The 25,517-nt window shown below is 53.8% G+C and carries 19 protein-coding genes; 13 read left to right on the plus strand and 6 right to left on the minus strand.

From position 1 onward, the window contains the following. The first annotated feature begins 34 nt into the window (after positions 1-34). The 8 genes from serS (at position 35) to WN53_RS17755 (ending at position 10,686) form a co-directional block, all read left to right on the plus strand. Positions 35-1,327 (plus strand): serine--tRNA ligase, encoded by a 1,293-nt coding sequence (gene serS / locus WN53_RS17720; protein WP_046808139.1) that lies wholly within the window; start codon positions 35-37, stop codon positions 1,325-1,327. Positions 1,328-1,590: 263 nt separating this feature from the next. After that, positions 1,591-4,044: a selenate/tellurate reductase subunit YnfE gene (gene ynfE, locus WN53_RS17725; RefSeq protein ID WP_024484618.1), complete on the plus strand. Its 2,454-nt coding sequence runs from the start codon at positions 1,591-1,593 to the stop codon at positions 4,042-4,044. Positions 4,045-4,255: 211 nt separating this feature from the next. Next, the gene (dmsA, locus tag WN53_RS17730; RefSeq protein WP_024484617.1) at positions 4,256-6,706 is read left to right on the plus strand and encodes a dimethylsulfoxide reductase subunit A; all 2,451 of its coding nucleotides are present in this window, start codon (positions 4,256-4,258) and stop codon (positions 6,704-6,706) included. A gap of 10 nt (positions 6,707-6,716) precedes the next feature. Next, the gene (locus tag WN53_RS17735) at positions 6,717-7,334 is read left to right on the plus strand and encodes a DMSO/selenate family reductase complex B subunit (protein ID WP_021804936.1); all 618 of its coding nucleotides are present in this window, start codon (positions 6,717-6,719) and stop codon (positions 7,332-7,334) included. Position 7,335: 1 nt separating this feature from the next. Beyond that, the gene (locus WN53_RS17740) at positions 7,336-8,196 is read left to right on the plus strand and encodes a DmsC/YnfH family molybdoenzyme membrane anchor subunit (RefSeq protein WP_046808140.1); all 861 of its coding nucleotides are present in this window, start codon (positions 7,336-7,338) and stop codon (positions 8,194-8,196) included. A 48-nt stretch (positions 8,197-8,244) separates the two neighbouring features. Next, on the plus strand, positions 8,245-8,853 hold the full coding sequence (gene dmsD, locus WN53_RS17745; RefSeq protein ID WP_037412102.1) for a Tat proofreading chaperone DmsD: 609 nt from the start codon (positions 8,245-8,247) through the stop codon (positions 8,851-8,853). Beyond that, positions 8,853-9,419 (plus strand): ferredoxin-type protein NapF, encoded by a 567-nt coding sequence (gene napF, locus WN53_RS17750; protein WP_024484615.1) that lies wholly within the window; start codon positions 8,853-8,855, stop codon positions 9,417-9,419. The genes dmsD and napF overlap by 1 nt, the downstream gene beginning before the upstream one ends. A gap of 121 nt (positions 9,420-9,540) precedes the next feature. Then, complete coding sequence (locus tag WN53_RS17755; RefSeq protein ID WP_024484614.1) at positions 9,541-10,686, plus strand: MFS transporter; 1,146 nt, start codon at positions 9,541-9,543, stop codon at positions 10,684-10,686. 33 nt (positions 10,687-10,719) lie between these two features. On the opposite strand, the gene WN53_RS17760 is transcribed toward WN53_RS17755, so the two are convergent. The 6 genes from WN53_RS17760 to ycaO form a co-directional block, all read right to left on the minus strand. Beyond that, positions 10,720-12,219, minus strand: a complete 1,500-nt coding sequence (locus WN53_RS17760; RefSeq protein WP_024484613.1) for a SulP family inorganic anion transporter — start codon at positions 12,217-12,219, stop codon at positions 10,720-10,722. After that, complete coding sequence (locus tag WN53_RS17765) at positions 12,216-12,836, minus strand: carbonic anhydrase (protein WP_024484612.1); 621 nt, start codon at positions 12,834-12,836, stop codon at positions 12,216-12,218. The genes WN53_RS17760 and WN53_RS17765 overlap by 4 nt, the downstream gene beginning before the upstream one ends. 441 nt (positions 12,837-13,277) lie before the next feature. Then, positions 13,278-14,018, minus strand: a complete 741-nt coding sequence (pflA, locus tag WN53_RS17770) for a pyruvate formate lyase 1-activating protein (protein WP_024484611.1) — start codon at positions 14,016-14,018, stop codon at positions 13,278-13,280. 309 nt (positions 14,019-14,327) lie between these two features. Then, complete coding sequence (gene pflB / locus WN53_RS17775; RefSeq protein WP_024484610.1) at positions 14,328-16,610, minus strand: formate C-acetyltransferase; 2,283 nt, start codon at positions 16,608-16,610, stop codon at positions 14,328-14,330. 60 nt (positions 16,611-16,670) lie between these two features. Next, positions 16,671-17,531 carry a formate transporter FocA gene (focA, locus tag WN53_RS17780; protein WP_024484609.1) on the minus strand — a complete coding sequence of 287 codons (861 nt, stop codon included), beginning with the start codon at positions 17,529-17,531 and terminating at the stop codon, positions 16,671-16,673. Positions 17,532-18,058: 527 nt separating this feature from the next. Further along, positions 18,059-19,822 carry a 30S ribosomal protein S12 methylthiotransferase accessory factor YcaO gene (ycaO, locus tag WN53_RS17785; protein WP_024484608.1) on the minus strand — a complete coding sequence of 588 codons (1,764 nt, stop codon included), beginning with the start codon at positions 19,820-19,822 and terminating at the stop codon, positions 18,059-18,061. A 148-nt stretch (positions 19,823-19,970) separates the two neighbouring features. Between ycaO and ansB the strand changes: the two genes are divergently transcribed. From ansB to cmk, 5 genes are all read left to right on the plus strand, one after another. Further along, on the plus strand, positions 19,971-21,017 hold the full coding sequence (gene ansB, locus WN53_RS17790; protein WP_024484607.1) for an L-asparaginase 2: 1,047 nt from the start codon (positions 19,971-19,973) through the stop codon (positions 21,015-21,017). Positions 21,018-21,102: 85 nt separating this feature from the next. After that, positions 21,103-21,795, plus strand: coding sequence for a DUF421 domain-containing protein (locus tag WN53_RS17795; RefSeq protein WP_024484606.1), 693 nt, complete (start codon positions 21,103-21,105; stop codon positions 21,793-21,795). Positions 21,796-22,043: 248 nt separating this feature from the next. After that, positions 22,044-23,129, plus strand: a complete 1,086-nt coding sequence (gene serC / locus WN53_RS17800) for a 3-phosphoserine/phosphohydroxythreonine transaminase (RefSeq protein WP_024484605.1) — start codon at positions 22,044-22,046, stop codon at positions 23,127-23,129. Between the two features lie 116 nt (positions 23,130-23,245). Then, positions 23,246-24,532, plus strand: coding sequence for a 3-phosphoshikimate 1-carboxyvinyltransferase (gene aroA / locus WN53_RS17805; RefSeq protein WP_024484604.1), 1,287 nt, complete (start codon positions 23,246-23,248; stop codon positions 24,530-24,532). Between the two features lie 193 nt (positions 24,533-24,725). Further along, positions 24,726-25,415 carry a (d)CMP kinase gene (gene cmk, locus WN53_RS17810; RefSeq protein WP_021804920.1) on the plus strand — a complete coding sequence of 230 codons (690 nt, stop codon included), beginning with the start codon at positions 24,726-24,728 and terminating at the stop codon, positions 25,413-25,415. The last annotated feature ends 102 nt before the right edge of the window (positions 25,416-25,517 follow it).

Below are 25,517 nucleotides of genomic sequence, written 5' to 3' on the forward strand. Positions count from 1 at the left end.
TTTCTCTTTCAATAACAACAAGCACAGGATTAGCATGCTCGATCCCAATCTGCTGCGTAATGAGCTAGACGCAGTCGCCGTAAAACTGGCTCGCAGAGGCTTTAAACTCGATCTGGATCTGCTGCGTTCGCAAGAAGAGCGCCGTAAGGTTCTGCAGGTAGAAACTGAAACACTGCAGGCAGAACGTAACTCCCGATCGAAATCCATCGGCGCGGCCAAAGCGCGCGGTGAAGATATCGAGCCACTGCGTCGCGAAGTGAACGAACTGGGTGACAAGCTGGATGCTGCCAAGGCCGCACTGGATAAGCTGCAGAGCGAGATCCGTGATTACGCGTTGGTGATGCCAAACGTGCCGGACGACGCGGTGCCGGACGGTAAAGACGATAGCGAAAACCTGGAAATCTGCCGCTGGGGCGAACCGCGTCAGTACGATTTCCCGGTACGCGATCACGTTGAGCTGGGCGAAATGGCCGGTGGGCTAGACTTTGCCGCTGCGGTGAAACTGACCGGTGCGCGTTTTGTGGTGATGAAAGGCCAAATGGCTCGCATGCACCGTGCGTTGGCCCAGTTCATGCTGGATCTGCACACGGAACAGCACGGCTATCTGGAAACCTACGTGCCGTATCTGGTGAACCATGCCACGCTGTACGGTACGGGTCAGTTGCCGAAGTTTGGTGAAGATCTGTTCCATACCAAACCGCTGGAAGAAGAATCAGAAAGCAGCAACTACGCGCTGATCCCAACTGCGGAAGTGCCAGTTACTAACCTGGTGCGTGACGAGATCCTCGATGAAGAAGATCTGCCGCTGAAGATGACCGCACATACGCCATGCTTCCGTTCAGAAGCCGGTTCTTACGGGCGTGACACCCGTGGCCTGATCCGTATGCACCAGTTCGACAAGGTCGAAATGGTCCAGATCGTGCGCCCAGAAGACTCGATGAATGCGCTGGAAGAGTTGACCGGCCATGCGGAGAAAGTGCTGCAACTGCTGAACCTGCCATATCGCAAAGTGCTGCTGTGCACCGGTGATATCGGTTTTGGTTCCTGCAAAACCTACGATCTGGAAGTGTGGCTGCCTGCGCAGAACACCTATCGTGAGATCTCTTCCTGCTCCAATATGGGAGATTTCCAGGCACGTCGTATGCAGGCTCGTTGCCGCAGCAAAACCGAGAAAAAGCCACGCCTGGTGCACACGCTGAACGGCTCTGGCTTGGCCGTAGGCCGTACTCTGGTTGCCGTGCTGGAAAACTACCAGCAGGCCGATGGCCGTATTCAGGTGCCAGAAGCGTTGCGTCCTTACATGGGCGGCCTGGAATATATCGGTTAATCCACCCCCACGGTGGTAGCGAAATGTTATATCGAAAGCGCCTACGGGCGCTTTTTTTCGTGTGAATAATTTTCATTTACGAATGAAAGCCACATTTATTGATAGCAGACAAAGTTTATTACCTCCTTGTGAGTAATATCCTTACCCATGGAGGGGGAATTATTTTTCCACATCAAACCACCCAGCGCTAATTCAGCTTCCTCCTGTCTCTGCCGACCAAGGCATGACTTTTCCCGTTGTTCGGGCAAGACCTGGAGTGAGCTATGTCGAAGCAAAAATCTGCAACATCATCATCCAACGGTATCAGCCGCCGTACGCTAATGAAATCCGGCACGGTAGCGGGCTTGACCCTGGCCGCTGGCGGTTTTTCGTTGCCTTTTAGCCGCCATGCAGTGGCAGAAACGGTCGACACCGCGGTGCAACCCGCACCGCAGGATAAAGTGGTGTGGGGAGCCTGCTCGGTTAACTGTGGCAGCCGCTGCGCCTTGCGGTTACACGTACGCGATGACGAAGTTTACTGGGTTGAAACCGACAACACGGGCGACGATGTTTATGGCAACCATCAGGTGCGCGCCTGTCTGCGCGGCCGCTCCATGCGTCGGCGCATGAATCATCCGGAACGTTTGAATTACCCGATGAAACGCGTCGGCAAACGTGGCGAAGGTAAATTCAAACGCATCAGTTGGGAAGAGGCTTACAGCGAAATTGCCGTCAGCCTGCAACGCATCGTCGCCAAATACGGCAATGAAGCCGTTTACATCAACTATACCTCTGGCATTGTCGGCGGCAATATTACCCGTTCTTCGCCTTATGCCTCGCTGGTTGCCCGCCTGATGAACTGCTACGGTGGTTTTCTCAGCCACTATGGCACCTACAGCACCGCCCAGATCGCCTGCGCCATGCCTTATACCTACGGCAGCAATGAAGGTAACAGCACCTCTGATATTGAAAACAGCAAGCTGGTGGTGCTGTTCGGCAACAATCCGGCGGAAACCCGCATGAGCGGCGGTGGCATCACCTACTTCCTGGAGCAGGCTCGGGAACGTTCTAACGCGCGCATGATCGTCATCGATCCGCGTTATACGGATACGGCCGCCGGGCGGGAAGATGAGTGGATCCCGATCCGGCCAGGCACTGATGCCGCTCTGGTCGCCGGATTGGCGCACGTATTGATCCGCGAGAATTTGGTCGACCAACCGTTCCTGGATAACTACTGCGTGGGTTACGATGAGAAAACCTTACCCGTCGGTGCACCAGCCAATAGCCACTACAAGGCCTATATTCTGGGGCAGGGCGAGGACGGCGTTGAGAAGACTCCACAGTGGGCATCGCAGATCACCGGCATTCCGGCCGAGCGTATCATCAAGCTGGCACGTGAAATTGGCAGTGCCAAACCGGCCTATATCTCCCAAGGTTGGGGGCCACAGCGCCAGGCAAATGGTGAGCTCACCTCGCGGGCCATTGCCATGCTGCCGATCCTGACCGGCAACGTGGGGATCAACGGCGGTAACAGTGGCGCGCGTGAATCAACCTACACCATCACCATTGAACGGATGCCGGTGCTGGAAAACCCGGTAAAAACGCAGATTTCCTGCTTCAGCTGGACCGATGCCATCGCCCGTGGCCCGGAAATGACCGCCAAACGTGATGGGGTACGCGGCAAAGACAAGTTGGATGTGCCGATCAAGTTCATCTGGAACTATGCCGGTAATACCATTACCAACCAGCACTCCGATATCAACAAAACCCACGACATTCTGCAGGATGACTCCCAGTGTGAAATGATTGTGGTGCTGGAAAACTTTATGACCTCCTCGGCAAAATACGCCGATATTCTGCTGCCGGACCTGATGACGGTCGAGCAGGAGGACATCATCCCAAACGACTACGCTGGCAATATGGGTTACCTGATCTTTATCCAGCCGGCCACCTCTGCCAAGTTTGAACGTAAACCCATCTATGAAGTGATGAGCGAGGTGGCGCGCCGCCTTGGGCCTGAGGTGCACCAAAAATTCACCGAAGGGCGTACTCAGGAGCAGTGGCTGCAATACCTTTACGCCAAGATGTTGGCAAAGGACCCGCAGTTGCCCTCGTATGAAGCCTTGCGCAGCATGGGGATTTACAAGCGTAAAGACCCGAATGGGCACTTTGTGGCCTATAAAAAATTCCGTGACGATCCCGCAGCCAACCCGTTGAAAACGCCTTCAGGCAAGATTGAGATCTATTCGGCCAAGTTGGCAGAGATTGCCAACAGTTGGGAGCTGGAGAAGGACGAAACCATCAGCCCGCTGCCGGTCTACGCCTCAACCTTTGAAGGTTGGGATGATCCGTTGCGTAACACCTACCCGCTGCAAATGTTCGGTTTCCACTATAAGGCCCGAACCCACTCCAGCTACGGCAATATCGATGTGCTGCAGGCGGCTTGCCCGCAGGAAGTCTGGATCAATCCGCTGGATGCCAGCCAGCGCGGCATTGCCAGCGGTGAAACGGTGCGGGTATTCAATGGCCGTGGCGAAGTTCGCGTGGCCGCCAAGGTGACACCGCGCATCATGCCGGGCGTGGTAGCTATGGGGCAGGGAGCCTGGCATCAGGCCAACATGAACGGCGACCGTATCGATCACGGTGCCTGCATGAATACGCTCACCACCCACCGGCCATCGCCGCTGGCGAAAGGTAACCCGCAGCATACCAATCTGATCGAGATCGAAAAGGTATGAAATAATAATCATTATCAATAATGGCAGTGATATCAACTATTTATTGATTGTGAACAAGGTGGAACTACCTATTTAGGAGGATAGTTCCACCTAGAGCAGGTCAAAATAAAAAAACCATTACCTGCCATTTTAAAACCGATCTGCGTAGTTGATTGCAGATTTTCCTGTAGCCATACCCCTGGCTGATTGAAGCAACCCAGAGCGAAATATTATGAGCGAGTCCCCCAAAAAACCTCTAACCGGCTTTCAGTGTTCCAGGCGAAAGCTGGTCAAAAACAGTGCCATTGGCGGGCTTGCCCTTGCCGTTGGTGGCGTTTCCCTACCTTTCAGCCGTCGTGCCAGCGCTGAAACCTCCCCGACATCCGCCCTTGCCAAACCAGAAGAAAAAGTGGTGTGGAGCGCGTGTACGGTAAACTGCGGTAGCCGTTGCCCGCTGCGGATGCATGTGGTCGACGGTATGATCAAATATGTCGAAACGGATAATACAGGCAACGACGAGTACCAAGAGTTGCATCAGGTTCGTGCCTGCCTGCGTGGGCGTTCAATGCGCCGCCGCGTGTATAACCCGGACCGCCTGAAGTACCCCATGCTCCGCGTGGGCAAGCGGGGCGAAGGAAAATTCAAGCAGATAAGCTGGGATGAAGCCTACACGCTGATCGCTGACAACATGAAGCGCATCATCAAAGACTATGGCAATGAAGCCATCTATTTGAACTACGGCACCGGCACCTTGGGGGGCACTGTCACCCGCTCCTGGCCACCGGGTTCTACGTTGATCGCGCGCCTGATGAACTGCTGCGGCGGCTATCTGAACCACTATGGTGACTACAGCACCGCGCAGATCGCCATGGGGCTGAATTATACCTACGGCGGTTGGGCTGACGGTAACAGCCCGACGGACATCGAAAACAGCAAGCTGGTGGTGCTGTTCGGCAACAACCCTGGCGAAACCCGCATGAGCGGCGGCGGGGTCACCTACCTGCTGGAGCAGGCGCGTGAGCGTTCGAATGCGCGCATGATTGTGATCGATCCGCGCTACACCGATACCGCTGCCGGTAGGGAAGACGAGTGGATCCCCATTCGCCCTGGCACCGATGCGGCACTGGCTGCCGGGTTGGCGCATGTGTTAATCAGCGAGAACTTGGTCGATCAGCCGTTCCTGGATAAATACTGCGTGGGTTACGACGAAAAAACCTTACCTGCGGGGGCTCCAGCTAATGGTCACTATAAGGCCTATATCCTGGGCCAAGGTGACGACGGCATTGAGAAAACGCCTGCCTGGGCCTCAAAAATTACCGGTATCCCGGCCGACCGCATCGTCAAACTGGCGCGCGAAATAGGCAGTACCAAACCGGCGTTCATTTCCCAAGGTTGGGGGCCGCAACGCCATGCCAACGGTGAATTGACCTCACGTGCCATCGCTATGTTGCCGATCCTAACCGGTAACGTCGGGATCCATGGCGGTAACACGGGCGCGCGCGAAGGCTCCTACGGCCTGCCGTTTGTTCGGATGCCGACCTTGGAGAATCCGGTTAAAACCAGCATCTCCATGTTCATGTGGACCGATGCCATTCTGCGTGGGCCGGAAATGACCGCCAAGCGTGACGGCGTGCAGGGCAAAGACAAGCTGGACGTGCCGATCAAGTTTATCTGGAACTATGCCAGTAACTGTCTGATCAACCAGCACTCAGAAATCAACCGTACCCATGACATTCTGCAAGACGAGAAGAAGTGCGAGATGATCGTGGTAATCGATAACCACATGACCTCGTCGGCGAAATATGCCGATCTGGTGCTGCCAGATTGCACCGCCTCTGAGCAGATGGACTTCTGTCTGGATGCCTCAAGCGGCAATATGGGCTACGTCATCTTCGCCGATCAGGCGATCAAGCCGCAGTTTGAGTGTAAGAACATTTATGAAATGACCAGCGAGATCGCCCGACGTATGGGGGTTGAGCAGGCCTTCACCGAGGGGCGGACTCAGGAAGAGTGGTTGCGTCACCTTTATCAGCAATCCCGCGAAGCCATTCCGGCGCTACCGGAGTTTGAACAGTTCCTCAAGCAAGGGATCTTCAAGCAGCGCGATCCCGATGGTCACCATGTGGCTTACAAAGCATTCCGGGCCGATCCGCAGGCTAATCCACTGAAAACGCCTTCAGGCAAGATCGAGATCTATTCTGCCCAACTGGCGGAGCTGGCAGCGACTTGGGAATTATCCAAGGACGACGTTATCGATCCGCTGCCGGTGTATGCGGCCGGTTTTGAAAGCCTCGACGATCCGTTAAGCGGCAAATATCCATTGCAGATGACCGGTTTCCACTACAAGGCCAGAACCCACTCCACCTACGGCAACGTCGACGTGCTGAAGGCCGCTTGCCGCCAGGAGATGTGGATCAACCCGATTGATGCGCAATCCCGCGGCATAGCCAACGGCGACCTGATCCGTATTTTCAACGACCGTGGTGAAGTACGCATTAATGCCAAGGTGACGCCGCGCATGTTGCCAGGGGTGGTCGCTATGGGCGAAGGAGCCTGGTATGCGCCAGATGGTAGCCGTATCGATCATGCTGGCAGTATCAACGTCTTGACCACCCAGCGCCCGTCGCCGTTGGCCAAGGGCAATCCTTCTCACACCAATCTGGTCCAGGTCGCCAAACTTTAAGGAGTAGCTGATGACTACGCAATATGGATTCTACATTGATTCAAGTCGTTGCACCGGCTGCAAAACCTGCGAGCTGGCCTGCAAAGACTATAAAAACCTGACTCCGGACGTCAGCTTCCGCCGCATCTATGAGTATGCCGGGGGCGACTGGCAGCAGGACGGCGATAGCTGGCACCAGAACGTGTTTGCCTATTACCTGTCGATTGCCTGTAACCACTGCGAAGACCCGGCCTGCACCAAAGTGTGCCCAAGCGGCGCCATGCACAAGCGGGAAGACGGCTTTGTAGTGGTGAACGAAGAGATATGTATCGGTTGCCGCTACTGCCATATGGCATGCCCATACGGCGCACCGCAGTACAACGAAGCGAAAGGCCACATGACCAAATGCGATGGCTGCTATGAGCGCGTAGCCGTTGGCCAAAAGCCGATTTGTGTCGAGTCCTGCCCGCTGCGTGCACTGGACTTTGGCCCGATCGACGAACTGCGTAAACAACATGGCACCCTGGCGCAAGTGGCACCGTTACCGGCCGCGCATTTCACCAAACCGTGCATCGTACTGAAACCTAACGCCAACAGCCGCCCGAGTGGTGACACTACCGGCCATCTGGCTAATCCGAAGGAGGTTTAAAATGGGAACGGGATGGCATGAATGGCCGCTGATGGTGTTCACCGTATTAGGGCAGTTTGTGGTGGGCGGCGTCATCGTAATGGGGCTGGCGTTGATCGCCGGTAATCTGACCGATCGCCAGAGCAAGGCGGTACACGGTTCTATGTTTTTCCTGTGGTTGCTGATGGGGATCGCCTTTATCGCCTCCGTGATGCACCTGGGGACGCCGATCAGGGCCTTTAACTCGCTCAATCGCATCGGTGAGTCGGCGTTGAGTAATGAGATCGCCAGCGGTTCGGTATTCTTTGCGGTTGGTGGCCTCTATTGGCTGCTGGCCGTGTTGAAAAAAATGCCGCCGGCGCTGGGTAAAGCCTGGCTGGTGCTCACCATGGTGCTAGGCCTGCTGTTTGTCTACGCCATGACGCGTGTCTACCAGATCGATACCGTACCGACCTGGCATAACGGTTACACCACGCTGAACTTCTTCCTGTCGGTGTTTATCGGTGGGCCGCTGTTGGGCGTGCTGCTGCTGCGGGCCGCCGGTCTGCAAGTGGCTGGCCGTGGCCAACTGATGATGATCAGCGTGCTGGCGCTGCTGCTTAGCCTGTGCTCGGCGCTGTTGCAGGGCAGTGAGTTGGCGACCATCAGCAGCTCGGTACAGCAGGCGTCGGCGCTGATCCCGGAATATGGCCAACTGATGGTATGGCGGCTGGTATTGCTGGTTCTCGGCCTGGGTTGCTGGATTTGCCCGCAGTTGCGCCGTGGTAACGCCAGTGTGATGGGGTTGACCTTGGGCTTTGTGTTAGTCTTTGCCGGTGAGTTGATTGGCCGTGGCGTGTTCTACGGCCTGCATATGACCGTTGGCATGGCCGTGGCTGGCTAACATTAATCTGGGCGCGGCCTGGCTGCGCCCCTGGAGAAGCCCCAAGTTATGATGCTTGAAAAAATTGCCCTGACTGGCCGTGTGCTAGGTGTTTTATTGTATGCCCCACCGGAGAGCAAAGAGTGCCAGCCTTTACTGGATTCTCTGGCCGACCCGCAGTGGTTGACCGAATGGCCTTATGAAGGCGCGCAAGAGGCAGCAGCCCTGATTGCCGAAGGTTTGACTGGAAACCAGCCAGAGACGCTGTCAGAAGCTTATCAACGCCTGTTTGTTGGCCCACATACGCTGGTTGCTCCTCCTTGGGGATCGGTCTACCTGGATAGAGAGAGCGTGCTGTTTGGTGATTCGACGCTGCGCCTGCGCCAATGGCTGCGGGTGAACGGTATCGAAGCCCAGCGCAACCAGAATGAGCCGGAAGACCATATTGGCACTTTGCTGATGATGGCGGCCTGGTTGGCCGAAGAGAAGCAGCACAAAATGATTTCCGGGCTGATTGCGCTGCACATTCTGCCGTGGGCACCGCGTTATCTGGAGCTGCTGCAGCAACATGCCGGACATCCGTTCTATCAAGGTGTGGCTCAGCTGGCACAAATCACGCTGGCAGCCTGGGCGGAAGAGTGCCCGTCACCGGTGCCGAGCCTGGAGCTGTATTTCTAATGAACAACGACCAGCAGTTATCTGCGCAAGGCAATAGCCGCCGCCGGTTGCTGACTGGTTGGCTGGATCGTAGTAAAGCCTTGCCGGAACAGGATACGCCCTCTGTGACATTGCCTGCGGTGGCTCGTCCACCTCAGGCTTTGCCGGAGGCGTTGTTCAGCGCGTTGTGCAACGGCTGTGGCGGCTGCGTGAGCAGCTGCCCGTACGGTTTATTGAGCCTCGAGCAAAGCAAGCCGGTATTGAGCATCGATTTCACCGAGTGTGATGTCTGCCGCAAATGCACCACCGCCTGCCAAACCGGGGCGCTGCGTGACAAAATGCCCTGCGACACGCTGCTGCGCCCGCAAATCAGCCATAGCTGCCTGGGGCGGCAAGACAGCTGCCGGATGTGTACCATCAACTGCCCGCAACAGGCTTTATCCTTCCAGCTTTCTGAAAACGGTGCCCGCCAATTGCAGTGTGACGACACGCTGTGTAATGGTTGCGGACTGTGCAAGCTTTCCTGCTTTCATGGGCATATTTCCCTGTCCGCCTCGGGTGAAAAATCGTTGCCGGAACAGCTATAAAGCCACTTTTAACCCGTTGTTAAACATATTGTGCGATCGCCCGTTAACCGCCGATTGACTTTTTTATCGCCAGTGGCATGATGCGCGCACTCTACTCTGTCTGTTCGGTTTCAATTTCACTATGTCCGCATATTCTCGCCCAGTGCTTATGTTGCTCTGTGGCCTATTGCTGCTTACGGTTTCCATCGCCGTTTTGAACACTTTGGTTCCCCTCTGGTTAACGCATGCTCAATTGCCAACCTGGCAAGTGGGGGTGGTCAGTTCGTCTTATTTTACCGGTAACCTGTTGGGAACGCTGGTGGCGGGCAAACTGATCAAGCGGATTGGCTTTACCCGCAGCTATCATCTCGCCTGTCTGGTCTTTGCCTTCGCTACCGTGGGTATGGTGCTGTCGCTGGACTTTTGGAGTTGGATCGGCTGGCGCTTCTTTGCCGGGGTAGGCTGTGCCTGGATTTGGGTGATCGTTGAAAGCGCACTGTTGCGCAGCGGTAATCTGAGTAACCGTGGCCAATTGCTGGCGGCGTATATGATAGTTTACTACCTCGGTACGGTTGCGGGGCAGTTGCTGCTAAGCAGTGTTTCAACCCAACTGCTGGATGTAGTGCCGTGGGTGACCGCCGTTGTGATGGCCGCTATGTTGCCGATGCTGTTTGCGCGGGTTAATAACCAAGATGACGAGCCGCAGCAGGCCTCTATCTGGCAGATGTTTAAGCGTCGTGACGCCCGGTTGGGCATCAACGGCTGTATTATCTCGGGGATTGTGCTGGGCTCGCTGTACGGCCTGATGCCGCTTTATTTAAACCATCAGGGGATGAGTGATGCCAACGTGGGTTACTGGATGGCGCTGCTGGTCAGTTCCGGCATCGTGGGTCAGTGGCCGATAGGGCGCCTGGCCGATCGCTATGGTCGCTTGTTGGTGCTGCGCATTCAGGTGTTCGTGGTGATCCTTGCCAGCATCGCAATGCTGGGTAACTATGCGATGGCTCCGGCGCTGTTTATTCTGGGCTGTGCTGGCTTTACCTTATACCCGGTGGCGATGTCCTGGGCCTGCGAAAAGGTGCAGCCGCATCAGTTGGTGGCGATGAACCAGACATTGTTGATGAGCTATACCGTCGGCAGCTTACTCGGCCCATCGATGACGTCGATGCTGATGCAGAGCTACTCCGATCGGCTGCTGTTTGTGATGATTGCGGTAGTGGCGCTGGTCTATCTGGTGATGCTGCTGAAGAAACCGGACCATCACCACACCCCGTTAGCTGCGGCCTGAACATGAAAAACCGATCTTTCGATTGGCAGGCGATTAATTGATATTGCGTACCAAGATATTTTCCGATAAGTGCAGGCTAATTTTTATCCCTCTTTTAGCTGCACTATATCGGTACTCATTGAGCATTTCGCGAATATCGTCATCCAGATAGTCGATGCCTTCACAATCTATGATCACTTCGCTATCCGGCTTAATTTGTCCCAATAAATGTTTTAATCGCATCTTGTTCAGAAAGGTCAGGTTTTGCTGACATTTGATTAAGTAGTGATTGTCGTAATGCGTCAACCGCAGGGCGTTGCGGTTGCTTTGATACAAACTCCCTACCAGTTGTACAACGAGTCCAAGGGCGATCCCTTCTAACATACCGAGAAATAAAATACCGAACAGGGTGGCGGTGAAGGGGATAAATTGTTGTAGGCCTTGCCGCCATAGCAATAAGATAATTTTTGGATGTGCCAGCTTAAAGCCAGTATAAATCAAAATTGCCGCTAAACTCGCCAAGGGAATATTGTTAAGTAAATCTGTAAATATCACCGCACTGAGCAGTAATAATAGCCCATGGATGAGGATCGACAGACGACTGCGCGCGCCAGCCTGCACGTTGGCAGAGCTTCTTACGATCACAGAGGTGATAGGTAAGCCCCCTATCAGGCCACTTAGCATATTACCGGCCCCTTGTGCACGCAGCTCTTTATCGGCGCTCGGTTCTGGCGTCATGGGGGCAATTTTCTTCAACGCCTCCTGACTGAGCAGCGTTTCCAGACTGCCGACGATGGCAATAGTCATTGCTATCACATAGACCGCAGGATTACGCCAAGCTTGCCAGTTAGGAAAAGAGAGTTGAGATTGTAATGCTTCCACACTCGTCAGCGCAGGTAATTCAATGCGTGCCAGATTTGCCAGCCCGGGTGACAAACGCTCTGCGAGCCAGACAAATAAACATCCCCATAAAACGGCAATCAGAGGGCCCGGTAATGCGGAAAGCCGCAGGCGCTGCTTAACAGAAGAGCTCCCCCAGAATTTGATAAGCAGTAGCGCCCCGATGCTGACTATTATGGCTGCCGGGGTAATGTCTGCCTGTAGTTGCTGCAAAGTGATTTCTTCGCTCAGCCCATGACCTACAGGGTATCCCATAGCCAGCGGTAACTGCTGTAAAATAAGCAGGATGCCAATACCTGCCAACATTCCGTGGATCACCGCACTGGGGATCAGTGCCGCCAATTTGCCACTGCGTAGCATCCCAAAGACAAATTGAAATATTCCTGACAGTAGCAACGCGAACAAGAAGGTTGGAAAATCGCCCAAAGAAACGATTGCGCTGGTAACAATAGTGACCAACCCGGCCGCAGGACCGCTAACGGAAAAAGGGGAAGGGCTGAGTAGTGTGACAAGGAGCCCGCCGATGATCCCAGTCAGTAACCCCACGAAGGGGGGAACTCCACTGGCTTGAGCGATCCCCAGACACAGTGGCAGAGCGACCAGGAATACGACTAATCCAGCCGGAAGATCAAAGCGAAAATTAGCGTATCTCATGGCACTTCTCCGTCATCGGGGTATTGCGCCAGTACATTCAGGAATCCCGTGTGCATATCGTAAATACAGCCGAATAGCGTCAATGCTTTATTCTGTTGCCAGGCTCTCTGGATTATGGCGGTTTTACTGAGCTTATTCAGTTGTACCTGTACGTTGGCATACACGGCCTTTTTCAAATGCTCAGTTTCTTCATTTTCGGGAGGTTTTAGAGTGACCAGATGGGGGGGCAGAGAGCAGCGCAGAGATGCAAGACGGCGTGTTAATGAGTCTTTTACTGGAACATTTTGGGTACTTAAAGCTGACTGGATCCCACCGCAACCGTAATGCCCGCAAATGACGATGCTGCTTACACCAAGATGTTCCACGGCGTATTGCACCACACTCATCAAATTATCATCTTGTTCTTCGACCATATTGGCAATATTACGATGGACAAATAGCTCGCCGGGTTGTGCACGCACGATAGTTTCAGCAGGGACTCGACTGTCAGAGCAGCCGATCCATAGAATTTCAGGGTGCTGAGATTTTGCAAGCTGTGAGAAGTAACTCGGGTCCCGCCATTGCTGTTCTGTTGCCCAGCTACGGTTTCTTACTAATAGATGATTCAAGGAGTTCATAACATGTCCCTTTGTTGGTATTAATCGGCCATGACCAGCCGTTGTAGAATTCATCGCTGACGCGTAAACCACCCTTGTTTCTACCAGCATTGCTGATGTTTGGCTTGAGCGACGCAGTTATACTAAGCAGGTAATATGTAAACTTATCTTATGAATAAGTAAAGATGGGTGGGGGGAATGTAATTTAATCTATGCGGGAATAAAACTGCGGCGGGTAAGGGGGTAAGGTAATTATCTGTATTTGTTATAATAATCGATATTTAAGTTTGGTTAATATTTAAAAGACCGGCATCTCCCCTGCAATCTGCCTTTTTGTTAAGTGTTATTTATTAATGAATTTTGCAAAAAAGCAGTTCAACCGCAATGTTGGCGAAGTCTCTTGAACAGGGGACCTGATCAAGAGACTGCTCACAGGAAGAAGGTTAGGACATCTGCGGGAGCTTAATAGATCACTTTATGGCCGTAGCTTTCCAGGATCCCTTTCACGCGATCCATGGTGTCGGCCTTCGGCGGATGAACGCCGTCCAGCTTGTACTCTTCACCCATCGCGATCCATTTGTGCTTGCCTAGCTCGTGGTAAGGCAACAGCTCGATCTTCTCGATATTGGTCATATCCTTGGTGAACTCACCGAGCAGATGCGTTGATTTATCATCATCAGACCAGCCCGGCACCACCACGTAGCGGATCCAGGTGCGTTGATTACGCTTGGCCAGATAACGGGCAAACTCCAGCGTGCGGTGGTTGGAAACTCCCACCAGGTTCTGGTGAATATCGTCATTCATCTGTTTCAGATCGAGCATCACCAGATCGGTGGTATCCAGCAGTTCATCGATCACTGGGTCGTAACGGCGGACAAAACCGTTGGTGTCCAGACAGGTGCTGATCCCTTCCTTGTGACAGGCGCGGAACCAGTCGCGGACAAACTCGGCCTGCAGGATCGCTTCGCCGCCGGATGCCGTTACGCCACCGCCGGAAGCATTCATAAAGTGACGGTAGGCTACGGTATCGGTCATCAGCTCTTCAACCGTGACCTCTTTGCCGCCGTGGGTGTCCCAGGTATCGCGGTTATGGCAGTACAGGCAGCGCATCAGGCAACCCTGGAAGAACACGATAAAGCGGATACCTGGGCCATCAACGGTGCCACAGGATTCGAAAGAGTGGATGCGGCCTTTCAAGGACATTGCGGGTTTCTCCAAAATCGACTGTCAAACGCAGTCTAAAATAGGCTGGTAACCGCCAGGCAGGGATCAACGATGTGGCGAAAAAAGGCGCCAGGTAAAACGATTCCTGTTGGCCGGTTACGTACCGGATCACTGTTTTGCCAGATATCCATGCAGTATATACCTATCACAGGCTAAGCAGCAGCGTAGATACCTGGCAAAACAGACTCAAGACCAGAGTCAGGGAGTACTTAGTAAAAAGGCCGGAATATCCGGCCTTGGTAAGATTTGTTCAGCGGGGCAGAGCGATCCGCCCCGGAGAAACCGCGATTAGATCGACTGGGTGAAAGTACGAGTAATCACGTCTTGTTGCTGTTCTTTGGTCAACGAGTTGAAGCGTACTGCGTAACCCGATACGCGGATGGTCAGCTGAGGATATTTCTCAGGGTTTTCCATCGCGTCCAGCAGCATTTCACGGTTCATCACGTTCACGTTCAGGTGCTGACCGCCTTCGATGGACGCTTCGTGGTGGAAGTAACCATCCATCAGACCCGCCAGGTTGGCTTTACGCACGTCATCATCTTTACCCAACGCGTTAGGCACGATGGAGAAGGTGTAAGAGATACCATCTTTCGCATAGGCAAACGGCAGTTTGGCTACGGAGGTCAGGGAGGCTACAGCACCTTTCTGATCGCGGCCGTGCATTGGGTTGGCACCTGGACCAAATGGAGCGCCAGCACGGCGGCCATCTGGGGTGTTACCGGTTTTCTTACCATAAACCACGTTAGAGGTGATGGTCAGCACGGACTGAGTTGGTACCGCATTACGGTAGGTACGCAGTTTCTGAATTTTCTTCATGAAACGTTCTACCAGGTCACAAGCGATGTCATCTACGCGAGAATCGTTGTTACCGAACTGCGGATATTCACCTTCGATTTTGAAGTCGACAGCCAGGCCGTCTTCGTCACGGATGGTGGATACTTTGGCGTACTTGATGGCAGACAGGGAGTCGGCAGCTACGGACAGACCCGCGATACCACAAGCCATGGTGCGATAAACATCACGGTCATGCAGAGCCATCAGCGCAGCTTCATAGCTGTACTTGTCGTGCATGTAGTGAATGATGTTCAACGAGGTCACATACTGCTTGGCCAGCCAGTCCATGAAGTGGTCCATACGTTCCATGACTTTGTCATAGTCCAGCACGGTGTCCATCATTGGGGCTTCTTTCGGGCCAACCTGCATTTTCAGTTTTTCATCAACGCCGCCGTTGATTGCGTACAACATGGTTTTCGCCAGGTTGGCACGCGCACCGAAGAACTGCATTTGCTTACCGACAATCATCGGGCTGACGCAACAGGCGATGGCATAGTCATCGTTGTTGAAGTCTGGGCGCATCAGGTCGTCGTTTTCATACTGTACGGAGGAGGTGTCGATAGACACTTTCGCGGCGTATTTTTTGAAGTTCAACGGCAGTTTTTCAGACCACAGGATGGTCATGTTTGGTTCTGGAGATGGCCCCATGGTGTACAGCGTGTTCAGGAAGCGGAAGCTGTTTTTAGTTACCAGCGTACGACCATCAACACCCATACCAGCCAGGGATTCTGTTGCCCAGATTGGGTCACCAGAGAACAGCTCATCATACTCAGGAGTACGCAGGAAGCGAACCATACGCAGTTTCATGACCAGGTGGTCGATCAGTTCTTGCGCCTGCAGTTCGGTCAGTTTACCGGCCTTGATATCGCGCTCAATGAACACGTCCAGGAAGGTAGATACGCGGCCGAAGGACATGGCTGCACCGTTCTGGGATTTCACCGCGGCCAGGTAGCCGAAGTAGGTCCACTGTACGGCTTCTTGAGCGGTGCTAGCTGGGCCAGAAATGTCGTAGCCGTATTTGGCGGCCATTTCTTTAATCTGAGCCAGGGCACGGTGCTGTTCAGCAATTTCTTCGCGCAGCTGGATGGTCATTTCCAGATCTTCGCCATTTTCCAGACGGGTCTGCAGAGACTTGAACTGGTTCAGCTTGTCGGCCATCAGGAAGTCGATACCGTACAATGCAACGCGACGGTAGTCACCGATGATACGGCCACGGCCATACGCATCTGGCAGACCGGTCAACACGCCAGACTTACGGCAGTTCAGGATGTCTTTGGTGTAAACGTCGAATACGCCCTGGTTGTGGGTTTTGCGGTATTCGGTGAACACTTTCTTCACTTGTGGATCCAGTTCACGGCCATAAACCTTGCATGAACCTTCAACCATCTTGATGCCGCCGAATGGGATCAGCGCGCGTTTCAGAGGAGCATCGGTCTGCAAACCAACGATGGTTTCCAGATCTTTGTTGATATAGCCCGCATCATGAGAAGTCACGGTGGAGACGACGTTGGTATCGAAATCAACTGGCGCATGGGTGCGGTTTTCCAGTTTGATCCCTTCCATAACCTTGTCCCACAGAGTGGTAGTGGCTTGACTTGCGCCAGCCAGGAAGGATTCATCACCCTCGTAAGGAGTGTAGTTTTTCTGGATGAAGTCACGTACGTTGACTTCTTTCTGCCAGTCACCTTCGCTGAAACCTTGCCAAGCGGTCGCTAACTTCTCGTTAAGTTCGGTCATTATACACCTACCTTCTAATGTGGATTTCTTTGTAAACCCGGCGCCGTGCCAGCCAACAGATTAGTGATTCTGTTTGCCGCCACGCAGATAAATTACCCAGTAAGTCAACCCAACCAGTAGACCACCGCCAATGATGTTACCGATGGTGACGGGGATCAGGTTGTCGATGATAAAGTTGCTTACGGTCAGATGAGCGAATTGCTCGGGTGCTGCCCCCACGGCTTGCCAAAACTCTGGCGTGGCAAAATGCTTAACCACTATACCCATAGGGATCATAAACATGTTGGCGATACTGTGCTCAAAGCCGCTGGCAACGAACATGGCTACCGGCAGGATCATGGCGAACATCTTGTCCATCAGGCTGCGGCCGGAGTAGCTCATCCAGACTGCCAGGCAAACCATCAGGTTAGCCAGGATGCCCAGACAGACGGCTTCGATAAAGGTGTGGTGCAGTTTATGGTCGGCGGTTTGCAATACGTTCAAACCCCACAGGCCATTGGCTGCCATATACTCGCCTGAGAACCAGATAAGAGCAACGAAGAACAAGGCACCAATCAGGTTGCCAATATAGACGTTTAACCAGTTAAGGGCCAGTTGCCCCCAGGTAATACGCCCGCTGGCTTTGGCAATCACGGTCAGTACGGTGGAGGTAAACAGGTCCGCCCCGCAGACGACGACCAGCATTAACCCCATGGAGAAGCAGATACCACCCACCAGCTTGGCGAGGCCGAAAGGAATGGCGGCGGTGCCGGTAGTCGCTGTGATATAAAAAACAAAGGCGATAGAAATGAACACACCTGCGGTGATCGCTAAATAAAAAGTCGTCAGCGGATGCTTGGTGGCTTTATACACCCCCGCATCCTCGGCAACTTTCGCCATCGCGGCAGGTAACAGCATATCGAAGGGGTTGTCAGCTCTCACACTAACTCTCGCTCTTAAGGGTTATTACAACACACTGAGATACTAGCAAAGCAGTATAGGGTAAAAATTGACTTGGATCATAACGCGCGGAAGTAAAACGGCTTAAAACCGCAAAATCAGTAGGGTTTATTGAGTTATATTATTGATATTTATGTGAAAAATATTTTTTAATGTTTACAAAAAATTTTGAAGTTAACGGCGTTTTGGGCTGGGAAGGGTTAAGTTTTTGTACTTATTGTCGCTTTTTGATGAATAAGCATTAATTGATGGTTAATTAATATTTCACACCGGCGTAACAATTGGCGATTTAATTATCCTGTTGGCTGATAAGTGCGCTTTTGATAAAAACATTCAACGCCAGGGTTTGCCTTTTTTTTGATCGGCAACCGAATCAAGGCTGCTTCTTTGGGAGTAACGCCGGTAAGGTTCTACCGGCGTATCAATCCAATTTATGACCAACTACATTGGCTCACAACATAAGGGCGCTGCAAATGCGGCGCCCCTACGGCCAAATTCAGCAATCAGGCTTATGCCTGCGCCCAGTGACGGCGTTTAGCGGTTTGCAGCTTTTCGTAAGCCGCCAACAGCGCTTGGTGGGCCGGCAGGGCTTTCAATTCACTGTCGATGGCAAACAGGCCGTTGAAGCGCTCTTCGCCGCTCATGGCCGCAGAGGCCGCGTCAACCGCATCCTGACCATACATCTTCACGAAGGCCGTGTGATATTGGGCAGGGTCGCGTTCTGGCTCCAACGCCAACAGCAGCAGCGTCTGTAGGCAACGGTAGTAGTTACTGCGCTCCGGGGTAAACAGCGAGGCGTTGAACTCCTGCGTCCACTCGGCCCAGATCAGTGCCTGCTCGAGATCGCCACCGGCCAATGCCAGCATGGATTTCAGTTCGCCAACACGCAGGGTGTACCAGGCGTTGTCTTTACCTGAGGCAATGCCCAGCAATTCACGTACGCGGGTGAAATCGTCCAGCCCTTCATCATCCAACTGCTGGATCAGAGCCAGGTACTCTTCCGGCTCCCATTCGCTGCCCGGCAGTTGCAGCAGGGTTTCACGCAGGTGTGCGCCCATACTGTTGTTTGCCAGCAGCAGATCCTCTGCCGGATAGATGTCGGACATCCCCGGAACGATGATGCGGCAGGCGTACACGTCCAGGTGCTCGTAATCGGCGATATACACTTCGGCATCTTCTTTATTAAAGATGCTCATCAGGGTGGCGAACTCCTCCTGCGTGCTGCCGCTGAAACTCCAGTCGACAAACGGATAGTCGGCATCCTGTTTGAACAGATCCCAGGAGATCAAACCGCTGGAATCGATGAAGTGAGTTTCCAGGTTGGCGTGCTCGGCCACTTCTTCGTCATCGAAGGTCGGGGCGGTAAACACATCCAGATCTTTCAAGCCGCGGCCTTGCAGCAGCTCGGTAACGGTACGCTCCAGTGCGACCCCGAAATCAGGGTGAGCACCAAAGGAGGCAAAGCAGGTGCCGTTGGCGGGGTTGAACAACACCACGCAGATCACCGGGTAGTTGCCGCCTAGCGAGGCATCATAAGAGAGGATCGGGAAGCCTTCGGCCTCCAGCTTGGCGATCGCCTCAACCACGTCAGGATAGCGGTTCAGCACTTCACTCGGGATTTCCGGCAGGCTGATGGACTCGGCGATGATGCGGTTTTTTACATAGCGCTCGAACACTTCGGAGAGGCCCTGAACCCGCGCTTCGTTGGCGGTATTGCCAGCGGACATGCCGTTGGACACATACAGGTTACCGATGATGTTCATCGGAATATAAACGGTCTGCTGATCCGACTGGCGGGTAAATGGCAGGGCGCAGATGCCACGATCGCTATTGCCAGACTGCAGATCGATCAGATCGCCGGCTGTCAGTTCCTGCTCCGGATCATAGAAGGCGTGCGTGCGCTCATCCAGGATGCCTTTTGGCAGTGAGTTGTCAGCCGGGATCGGGAACCATTTCTCATTGGGATAGTGAACGAAATCGCCTTCGGCAATCTGTTGGCCCAAATAGAAATCGGCGAAGAAATAGTTGGTCGACAGGCGCTCGAAATACTCGCCCAGCGCGGAAGCCAGCGCGGCCTTCTTGCTGGCGCCCTTACCGTTGGTGAAGCACAGCGGGCAATCGCGATCGCGGATATGCACTGACCAGACGTGTGGCACCGGATTCAGCCAGGAGGCTTCTTCGATATTGAAACCCAGATCGGTTAATTTCTGCTGAAAACGGGCGATGGAGTCTTCCAGCGCAGCGTCTTTGCCAGGAATAAAAGTTTGCGTCATTGTCTTCACTTATATGGCGTACTAAAAACGCGCAATGATACGGGGTTTTGTTCTCAAGCTCCACGTATTCCGAAAGCCGATCAGATGTCACAGTAATTATGTGGATAAAGACGATAATTCAGCGGGTTATCAATAACGGAGAAACGTAATGAAATCAGTGAAACTTAGCGTATTGGCACTACTGTTGTCCGGGGTTTGTGGTTCGGCACTGGCGTTACCTAATATCACCTTGCTGGCCACCGGCGGTACTATCGCTGGCGGCGGCGACTCGGCCACCAAGTCTAACTACACTGCGGGTAAACTGGGTGTAGAGGCGTTGGTGGATGCGGTGCCGGAGTTGAAAAAAGTTGCCAACGTGCAGGGCGAGCAGGTGGTCAACATCGGTTCGCAGGATATGAATGACGAAGTCTGGCTCAAGCTGGTCAAGAAAATTAATGCCGACTGTGCCAAAACCGATGGTTTCGTGATCACCCACGGTACCGACACGCTGGAGGAGACCGCCTATTTCCTGGATCTCACCGTCAAATGCGATAAGCCGGTAGTGATCGTGGGGGCGATGCGCCCGGCAACGGCCATGAGTGCCGATGGCCCATTTAACTTGTATAACGCAGTTGTCACAGCCGCTGACCCTCAATCGGCCAAGCGTGGCGTGCTGGTGGTGATGAATGATACGGTGCTCGATGGCCGCGACGTGACCAAAACCAATACCACCGGCGTACAGACTTTCCAGTCACCTAATTTTGGCCCGTTGGGGTACATCCACAACGGCAAAATCGACTACCAACGTTCGCCACAGCGCAAGCACACCAGCGAAACGCCGTTTAACGTCGACCAGATGAGTACGCTGCCGACGGTCGGTATTATCTATAACTATGCCAATGCCTCCGATGCGCCAGCCAAAGCGCTGATCGCCGAAGGTTATCAAGGGATCGTCAGCGCCGGTGTGGGTAACGGCAACCTGTATAAAACCGTGTTTGATACGCTGGCCACGGCGGCCCATAACGGCGTGGCGGTAGTGCGTTCCTCCCGCGTGCCTACCGGTTCCACCACTGAAGATGCGGAAGTGGATGATACTAAACTCGGTTTTGTGGCAGCCGGAACGCTGAATCCGCAAAAAGCGAGAATTTTGCTGCAGCTGGCATTAACCCAAACCAAAGACGCCAAACAGATCCAGGCGATGTTTAATCAGTATTGATTCCTGACTCAAGTGGGGGCGTAATGCCCCCATTTTCCCCGCCCAGACTATGCTGTAGGAAATCACTTTTCACAGGAATGATTTCATGCAGGCATTTGATATCCAAAGAATGGCATTTGACGAGACCACGCCAGAGTTCCTGGCCGAGGTGGCGCTACGCTGCCTGTTCACTTTTTTGCTGGTATTTATCTTTTTAAAAATGACCGGGCGGCGTGGCGTACGCCAAATGTCGCTGTTTGAAGTGCTGATCATCCTGACTCTGGGGTCCGCCGCTGGTGACGTCGCGTTTTATCACGATGTTCCTTTGCTACCGGTGCTGATGGTGTTTGTTTCCATCATGGTGATGTATCGCTTTTCCACCTGGCTGATGGATCGCTTTCAAAAACTCCAGACCTGGATGGAGGGTGAACCGTTGATTCTGGTCAGTGAGGGGCTATTCGATTGGGACATCCTGTGCCGGGAAAATATCACTCATGATGAGTTCTTTATGGAACTCCGTCAGGCCGGTGTTGAGCACCTTGGGCAGGTAAGATTGGGCATCCTTGAGGTGAACGGCACCATATCGGTGTATTTCTACCCGGATGAGCAGGTACGGCCCGGGTTACCGGTATTACCGGCAAAATGCGTCAAAAGCGTGGTTGAGATTGATGTGGAGGGGGATTACGCCTGCGGCATGTGTAGCCTGATCTCCACCTTGACGCCATCACCGGAACACGACTGCCCACGCTGTGGCAACCGTAAATGGATCGCAGCCCTGTCCCATAGCCGGGTCAGCTGAATACAGCACAAAAACCCGCGTTAACCCGCTGAATACGCCAGTGTCACAGCGTTTTATGGCACAAATAAACCCTGAGGCCGCAGAGCCTGTTATTTGCGGCCTCGCCAGTTTCCCACCCTTGGAACAATAAGCATTGCAGCCGGGTTACGTGAGTGATAAAACCGATGGAGTTGGTTAACATCAGCGTTAACTTCGGGCATATGTCGAAAGCCGGTTTTTACGGCGCACAGTGAATGTGGTGAGGGGAAATGACTCAGGTTTATAATTTTAGCTCAGGCCCGGCGATGCTGCCGGTTGAAGTGTTGCGTCGTGCGGAACAAGAGCTGTGCAACTGGCACGGTCTTGGCACTTCGGTGATGGAAATCAGCCATCGCAGTAAAGAATTCATCGCCGTCGCCGAACAGTCCGAACAGGATCTGCGCGATCTGCTGAAAGTCCCCGCCAACTATAAAGTGCTGTTCTGCCACGGCGGTGCCCGTGCGCAATTCGCCGCGTTGCCACTGAACCTGTTGGGAGATAACACCACTGCCGACTATATCGATGGCGGTTACTGGGCGCACAGTGCGATCACCGAAGCGGAAAAATACTGCCAACCCAACGTGATCGACGTTAAAACCACCGTTGATGGCTTAAGCGGCATCAAGCCAATGAAAGAGTGGCAGCTGAGCGATAACGCGGCTTACGTCCACTATTGCCCGAACGAAACCATCGACGGCGTGGCGATTGATGAAACGCCAGACTTTGGCGATAAAGTGGTGATTGGCGATTACTCTTCGACCATCCTTTCCCGTCCGTTGGACGTCAGCCGTTTCGGCGTTATCTATGCGGGCGCGCAGAAAAACATTGGTCCCGCTGGTCTGACGCTGGTGATCGTGCGTGATGACCTGCTGGGTAAAGCACGTCGTGAAGTCCCGTCGATCCTGGATTACACCGTGTTGGCAGAAAATGACTCGATGTTCAATACGCCGCCAACCTTCGCCTGGTATCTGTCTGGCCTGGTCTTCAAATGGCTGAAAGAGCAGGGCGGCCTGGTGGAAATGCAAAAGCGTAACCAGGCCAAGGCTGAGTTGTTGTATAGCACTATCGATCAGTCGGACTTCTACCGTAGCCGCGTGGCCATTGCCAACCGCTCCTGGATGAACGTTCCATTCCAGCTTGCCGATCCTGCGCTGGATAAAGTGTTCCTGAGCGAAGCAGAAGCCATTGGCCTGCAGGCACTGAAGGGCCACCGCGTAGTAGGCGGCATGCGTGCTTCCATCTATAATGCGATGCCGCTGGCGGGCGTGAAGACCCTGACCGACTTTATGGTCGATTTTGAACGTCGCCATGGTTGATTGCCACCGCCCGCATTGAACGGGCGGTCGTACCGCTGTTGTCCTTTTGCATTAAAGCGGCTCCGGCATTATCCCGGGGCCGTTTCGTTTATCAGATTCTGGAGAGTTTTGTTCACATGGTGGATTCCCTGACGTTACAACCGGTTGCTTTGGTCGATGGCACCGTCAACTTACCCGGCTCCAAGAGCGTATCCAATCGGGCTTTGCTACTGGCTGCGCTGGCGCGGGGAACAACCCGGCTGACCAACCTGCTGGATAGCGACGACGTGCGTCATATGCTGAATGCCTTGCAAGCGCTGGGGGTGAGTTACCAGCTCTCCGACGATCGCACCACCTGTTCCGTTGAGGGTAACGCTGGCCCGTTGGTCGCCACGCAGCCGTTGGAGCTGTTCCTCGGTAATGCCGGTACGGCAATGCGTCCATTAGCGGCGGCACTGTGCCTGGGTGAGGGCGACGTGGTGTTGACCGGCGAACCGCGCATGAAAGAGCGCCCGATTGGCCATCTGGTAGATGCCTTACGCCAGGGCGGAGCGCAAATCGATTACCTTGAACAAACCGATTATCCACCTGTGCGTCTGCGTGGCGGTTTCCGCGGCGGCGACGTCAGCGTTGACGGCAGCGTATCCAGTCAGTTCCTGACTGCCTTGCTGATGATGGCACCGTTGGCGGCCCAAGACACCGCTATCCATATTTTGGGTGAGCTGGTTTCCAAACCTTATATCGATATTACCCTGCACCTGATGAGTACTTTCGGCGTTGAAGTCACGCACGACAACTATCGCGTGTTCCATATCCGTGGGCAGCAGACTTACCGTTCGCCAGGCGACTATCTGGTGGAGGGCGATGCCTCTTCGGCATCCTATTTCCTGGCCGCTGCCGCGATTAAGGGCGGCACCGTGCGTGTCACCGGTATCGGTAAGAAAAGCGTGCAAGGCGATACCAAATTTGCCGATGTGCTGGAAAAAATGGGCGCGCGCATCACCTGGGGCGATGACTTTATCGAGTGTAGCCGCGGTGAGTTGAAAGGCATCGATATGGACATGAACCACATTCCAGATGCGGCGATGACCATTGCCACCACCGCGCTGTTCGCGACCGGGCCGACCACCATCCGCAATATCTACAACTGGCGGGTAAAAGAAACCGACCGTTTGGCGGCGATGGCAACAGAACTGCGCAAAGTGGGTGCAGAGGTCGATGAAGGTGAGGATTACATTCACGTCGTGCCGCCAAGCAAGCTGCAGTTTGCCGAGATTGGTACCTACAACGATCACCGCATGGCGATGTGTTTCTCGCTGGTGGCGCTGTCCGATACGCCGGTGACCATTCTTGATCCGAAGTGTACCGCCAAGACCTTCCCAGACTATTTTGAGCAGTTGGCGCGTATCAGCCAGTTGGCCTAATCTTCTCTATATTCGTTATCAATGGGCCTCGTTTGAGGCCTTTTTTGCGCATTGGTGCCCATCTTTTCGGCAATCAGACAGTTCGCGGTAACAGTAAACTCCACAGGCGCGTATAATACGCCCCCGAATCTGCTCCTAATTGGGCAGACAGCAGGGCGTGTTCCTGTGAGGTTCCTACCTGAAGGAGAGAGAAATGACGGCTACAGTTCCGGTGATAACCGTTGATGGACCAAGTGGTGCAGGCAAAGGCACGCTGTGCAAAGCGCTGGCAGAATCCCTTGGTTGGCGTTTGCTGGACTCCGGCGCGATTTATCGCGTCTTGGCCCTGGCAGCGTTGCACCATCAGGTGGATATCACCTCTGAAGAGGCGTTAGTCCCCTTGGCCGCCCATCTCGACGTCCGCTTTGTTGCTCAGGACGGCAAGCTGCAGGTTATTTTGGAAGGTGAGGACGTCAGTAATGAGATCCGCACCGAAACCGTTGGCAATACGGCTTCGCAAACGGCCGCATTCCCACGAGTTCGTGAGGCGCTGCTGCGCCGCCAACGCGCTTTCCGCGAGGCTCCGGGCCTGATCGCCGATGGCCGTGACATGGGCACGGTGGTGTTCCCGGATGCGCCGGTTAAAATTTTCCTTGACGCCAGTTCCGAAGAGCGTGCGCATCGTCGCATGCTACAGTTGCAGGAAAAGGGCTTTAATGTTAACTTTGAACGTCTTTTAGCCGAGATAAAGGAACGGGATGACCGTGACCGTAATCGGGCTATTGCGCCACTGGTACCGGCTCTCGATGCCCTCGTGTTGGATTCTACCAGCATGTCGATCGAGGAAGTGATCCAGCGGGCGTTGGCATATGCACATGAAGTTTTGGCGTTGCCGCAGCAATAAGCGCGGCGGCGTTTTTAGCTTTTTGTTATATTTGTCATCGTACTGCATAGCAGTAACTGAATATATCGGGTAAAATTTTACCCCTGTAACCTAAACCTTGTC

Source organism: Serratia fonticola (genome assembly GCF_001006005.1).
In the GTDB taxonomy this organism is placed as follows: Bacteria; Pseudomonadota; Gammaproteobacteria; order Enterobacterales; family Enterobacteriaceae; genus Chania; species Chania fonticola.

What these genes read in the sequence shown, in the direction of transcription:
- WN53_RS17760 (WP_024484613.1), bottom strand. Translation starts at nt 12,219, where the DNA reads ATGAGATACGCTAATTTTCGCTTTGATCTTCCGGCTGGATTAGTCGTA.
- pflB (WP_024484610.1), bottom strand. Translation starts at nt 16,610, where the DNA reads ATGACCGAACTTAACGAGAAGTTAGCGACCGCTTGGCAAGGTTTCAGC.
- aroA (WP_024484604.1), top strand. Translation starts at nt 23,246, where the DNA reads ATGGTGGATTCCCTGACGTTACAACCGGTTGCTTTGGTCGATGGCACC.
- ansB (WP_024484607.1), top strand. Translation starts at nt 19,971, where the DNA reads ATGAAATCAGTGAAACTTAGCGTATTGGCACTACTGTTGTCCGGGGTT.
- ycaO (WP_024484608.1), bottom strand. Translation starts at nt 19,822, where the DNA reads ATGACGCAAACTTTTATTCCTGGCAAAGACGCTGCGCTGGAAGACTCC.
- WN53_RS17795 (WP_024484606.1), top strand. Translation starts at nt 21,103, where the DNA reads ATGCAGGCATTTGATATCCAAAGAATGGCATTTGACGAGACCACGCCA.
- ynfE (WP_024484618.1), top strand. Translation starts at nt 1,591, where the DNA reads ATGTCGAAGCAAAAATCTGCAACATCATCATCCAACGGTATCAGCCGC.
- pflA (WP_024484611.1), bottom strand. Translation starts at nt 14,018, where the DNA reads ATGTCCTTGAAAGGCCGCATCCACTCTTTCGAATCCTGTGGCACCGTT.
- WN53_RS17735 (WP_021804936.1), top strand. Translation starts at nt 6,717, where the DNA reads ATGACTACGCAATATGGATTCTACATTGATTCAAGTCGTTGCACCGGC.
- dmsA (WP_024484617.1), top strand. Translation starts at nt 4,256, where the DNA reads ATGAGCGAGTCCCCCAAAAAACCTCTAACCGGCTTTCAGTGTTCCAGG.
- napF (WP_024484615.1), top strand. Translation starts at nt 8,853, where the DNA reads ATGAACAACGACCAGCAGTTATCTGCGCAAGGCAATAGCCGCCGCCGG.
- WN53_RS17765 (WP_024484612.1), bottom strand. Translation starts at nt 12,836, where the DNA reads ATGAACTCCTTGAATCATCTATTAGTAAGAAACCGTAGCTGGGCAACA.
- WN53_RS17755 (WP_024484614.1), top strand. Translation starts at nt 9,541, where the DNA reads ATGTCCGCATATTCTCGCCCAGTGCTTATGTTGCTCTGTGGCCTATTG.
- cmk (WP_021804920.1), top strand. Translation starts at nt 24,726, where the DNA reads ATGACGGCTACAGTTCCGGTGATAACCGTTGATGGACCAAGTGGTGCA.
- dmsD (WP_037412102.1), top strand. Translation starts at nt 8,245, where the DNA reads ATGATGCTTGAAAAAATTGCCCTGACTGGCCGTGTGCTAGGTGTTTTA.
- serS (WP_046808139.1), top strand. Translation starts at nt 35, where the DNA reads ATGCTCGATCCCAATCTGCTGCGTAATGAGCTAGACGCAGTCGCCGTA.
- WN53_RS17740 (WP_046808140.1), top strand. Translation starts at nt 7,336, where the DNA reads ATGGGAACGGGATGGCATGAATGGCCGCTGATGGTGTTCACCGTATTA.
- serC (WP_024484605.1), top strand. Translation starts at nt 22,044, where the DNA reads ATGACTCAGGTTTATAATTTTAGCTCAGGCCCGGCGATGCTGCCGGTT.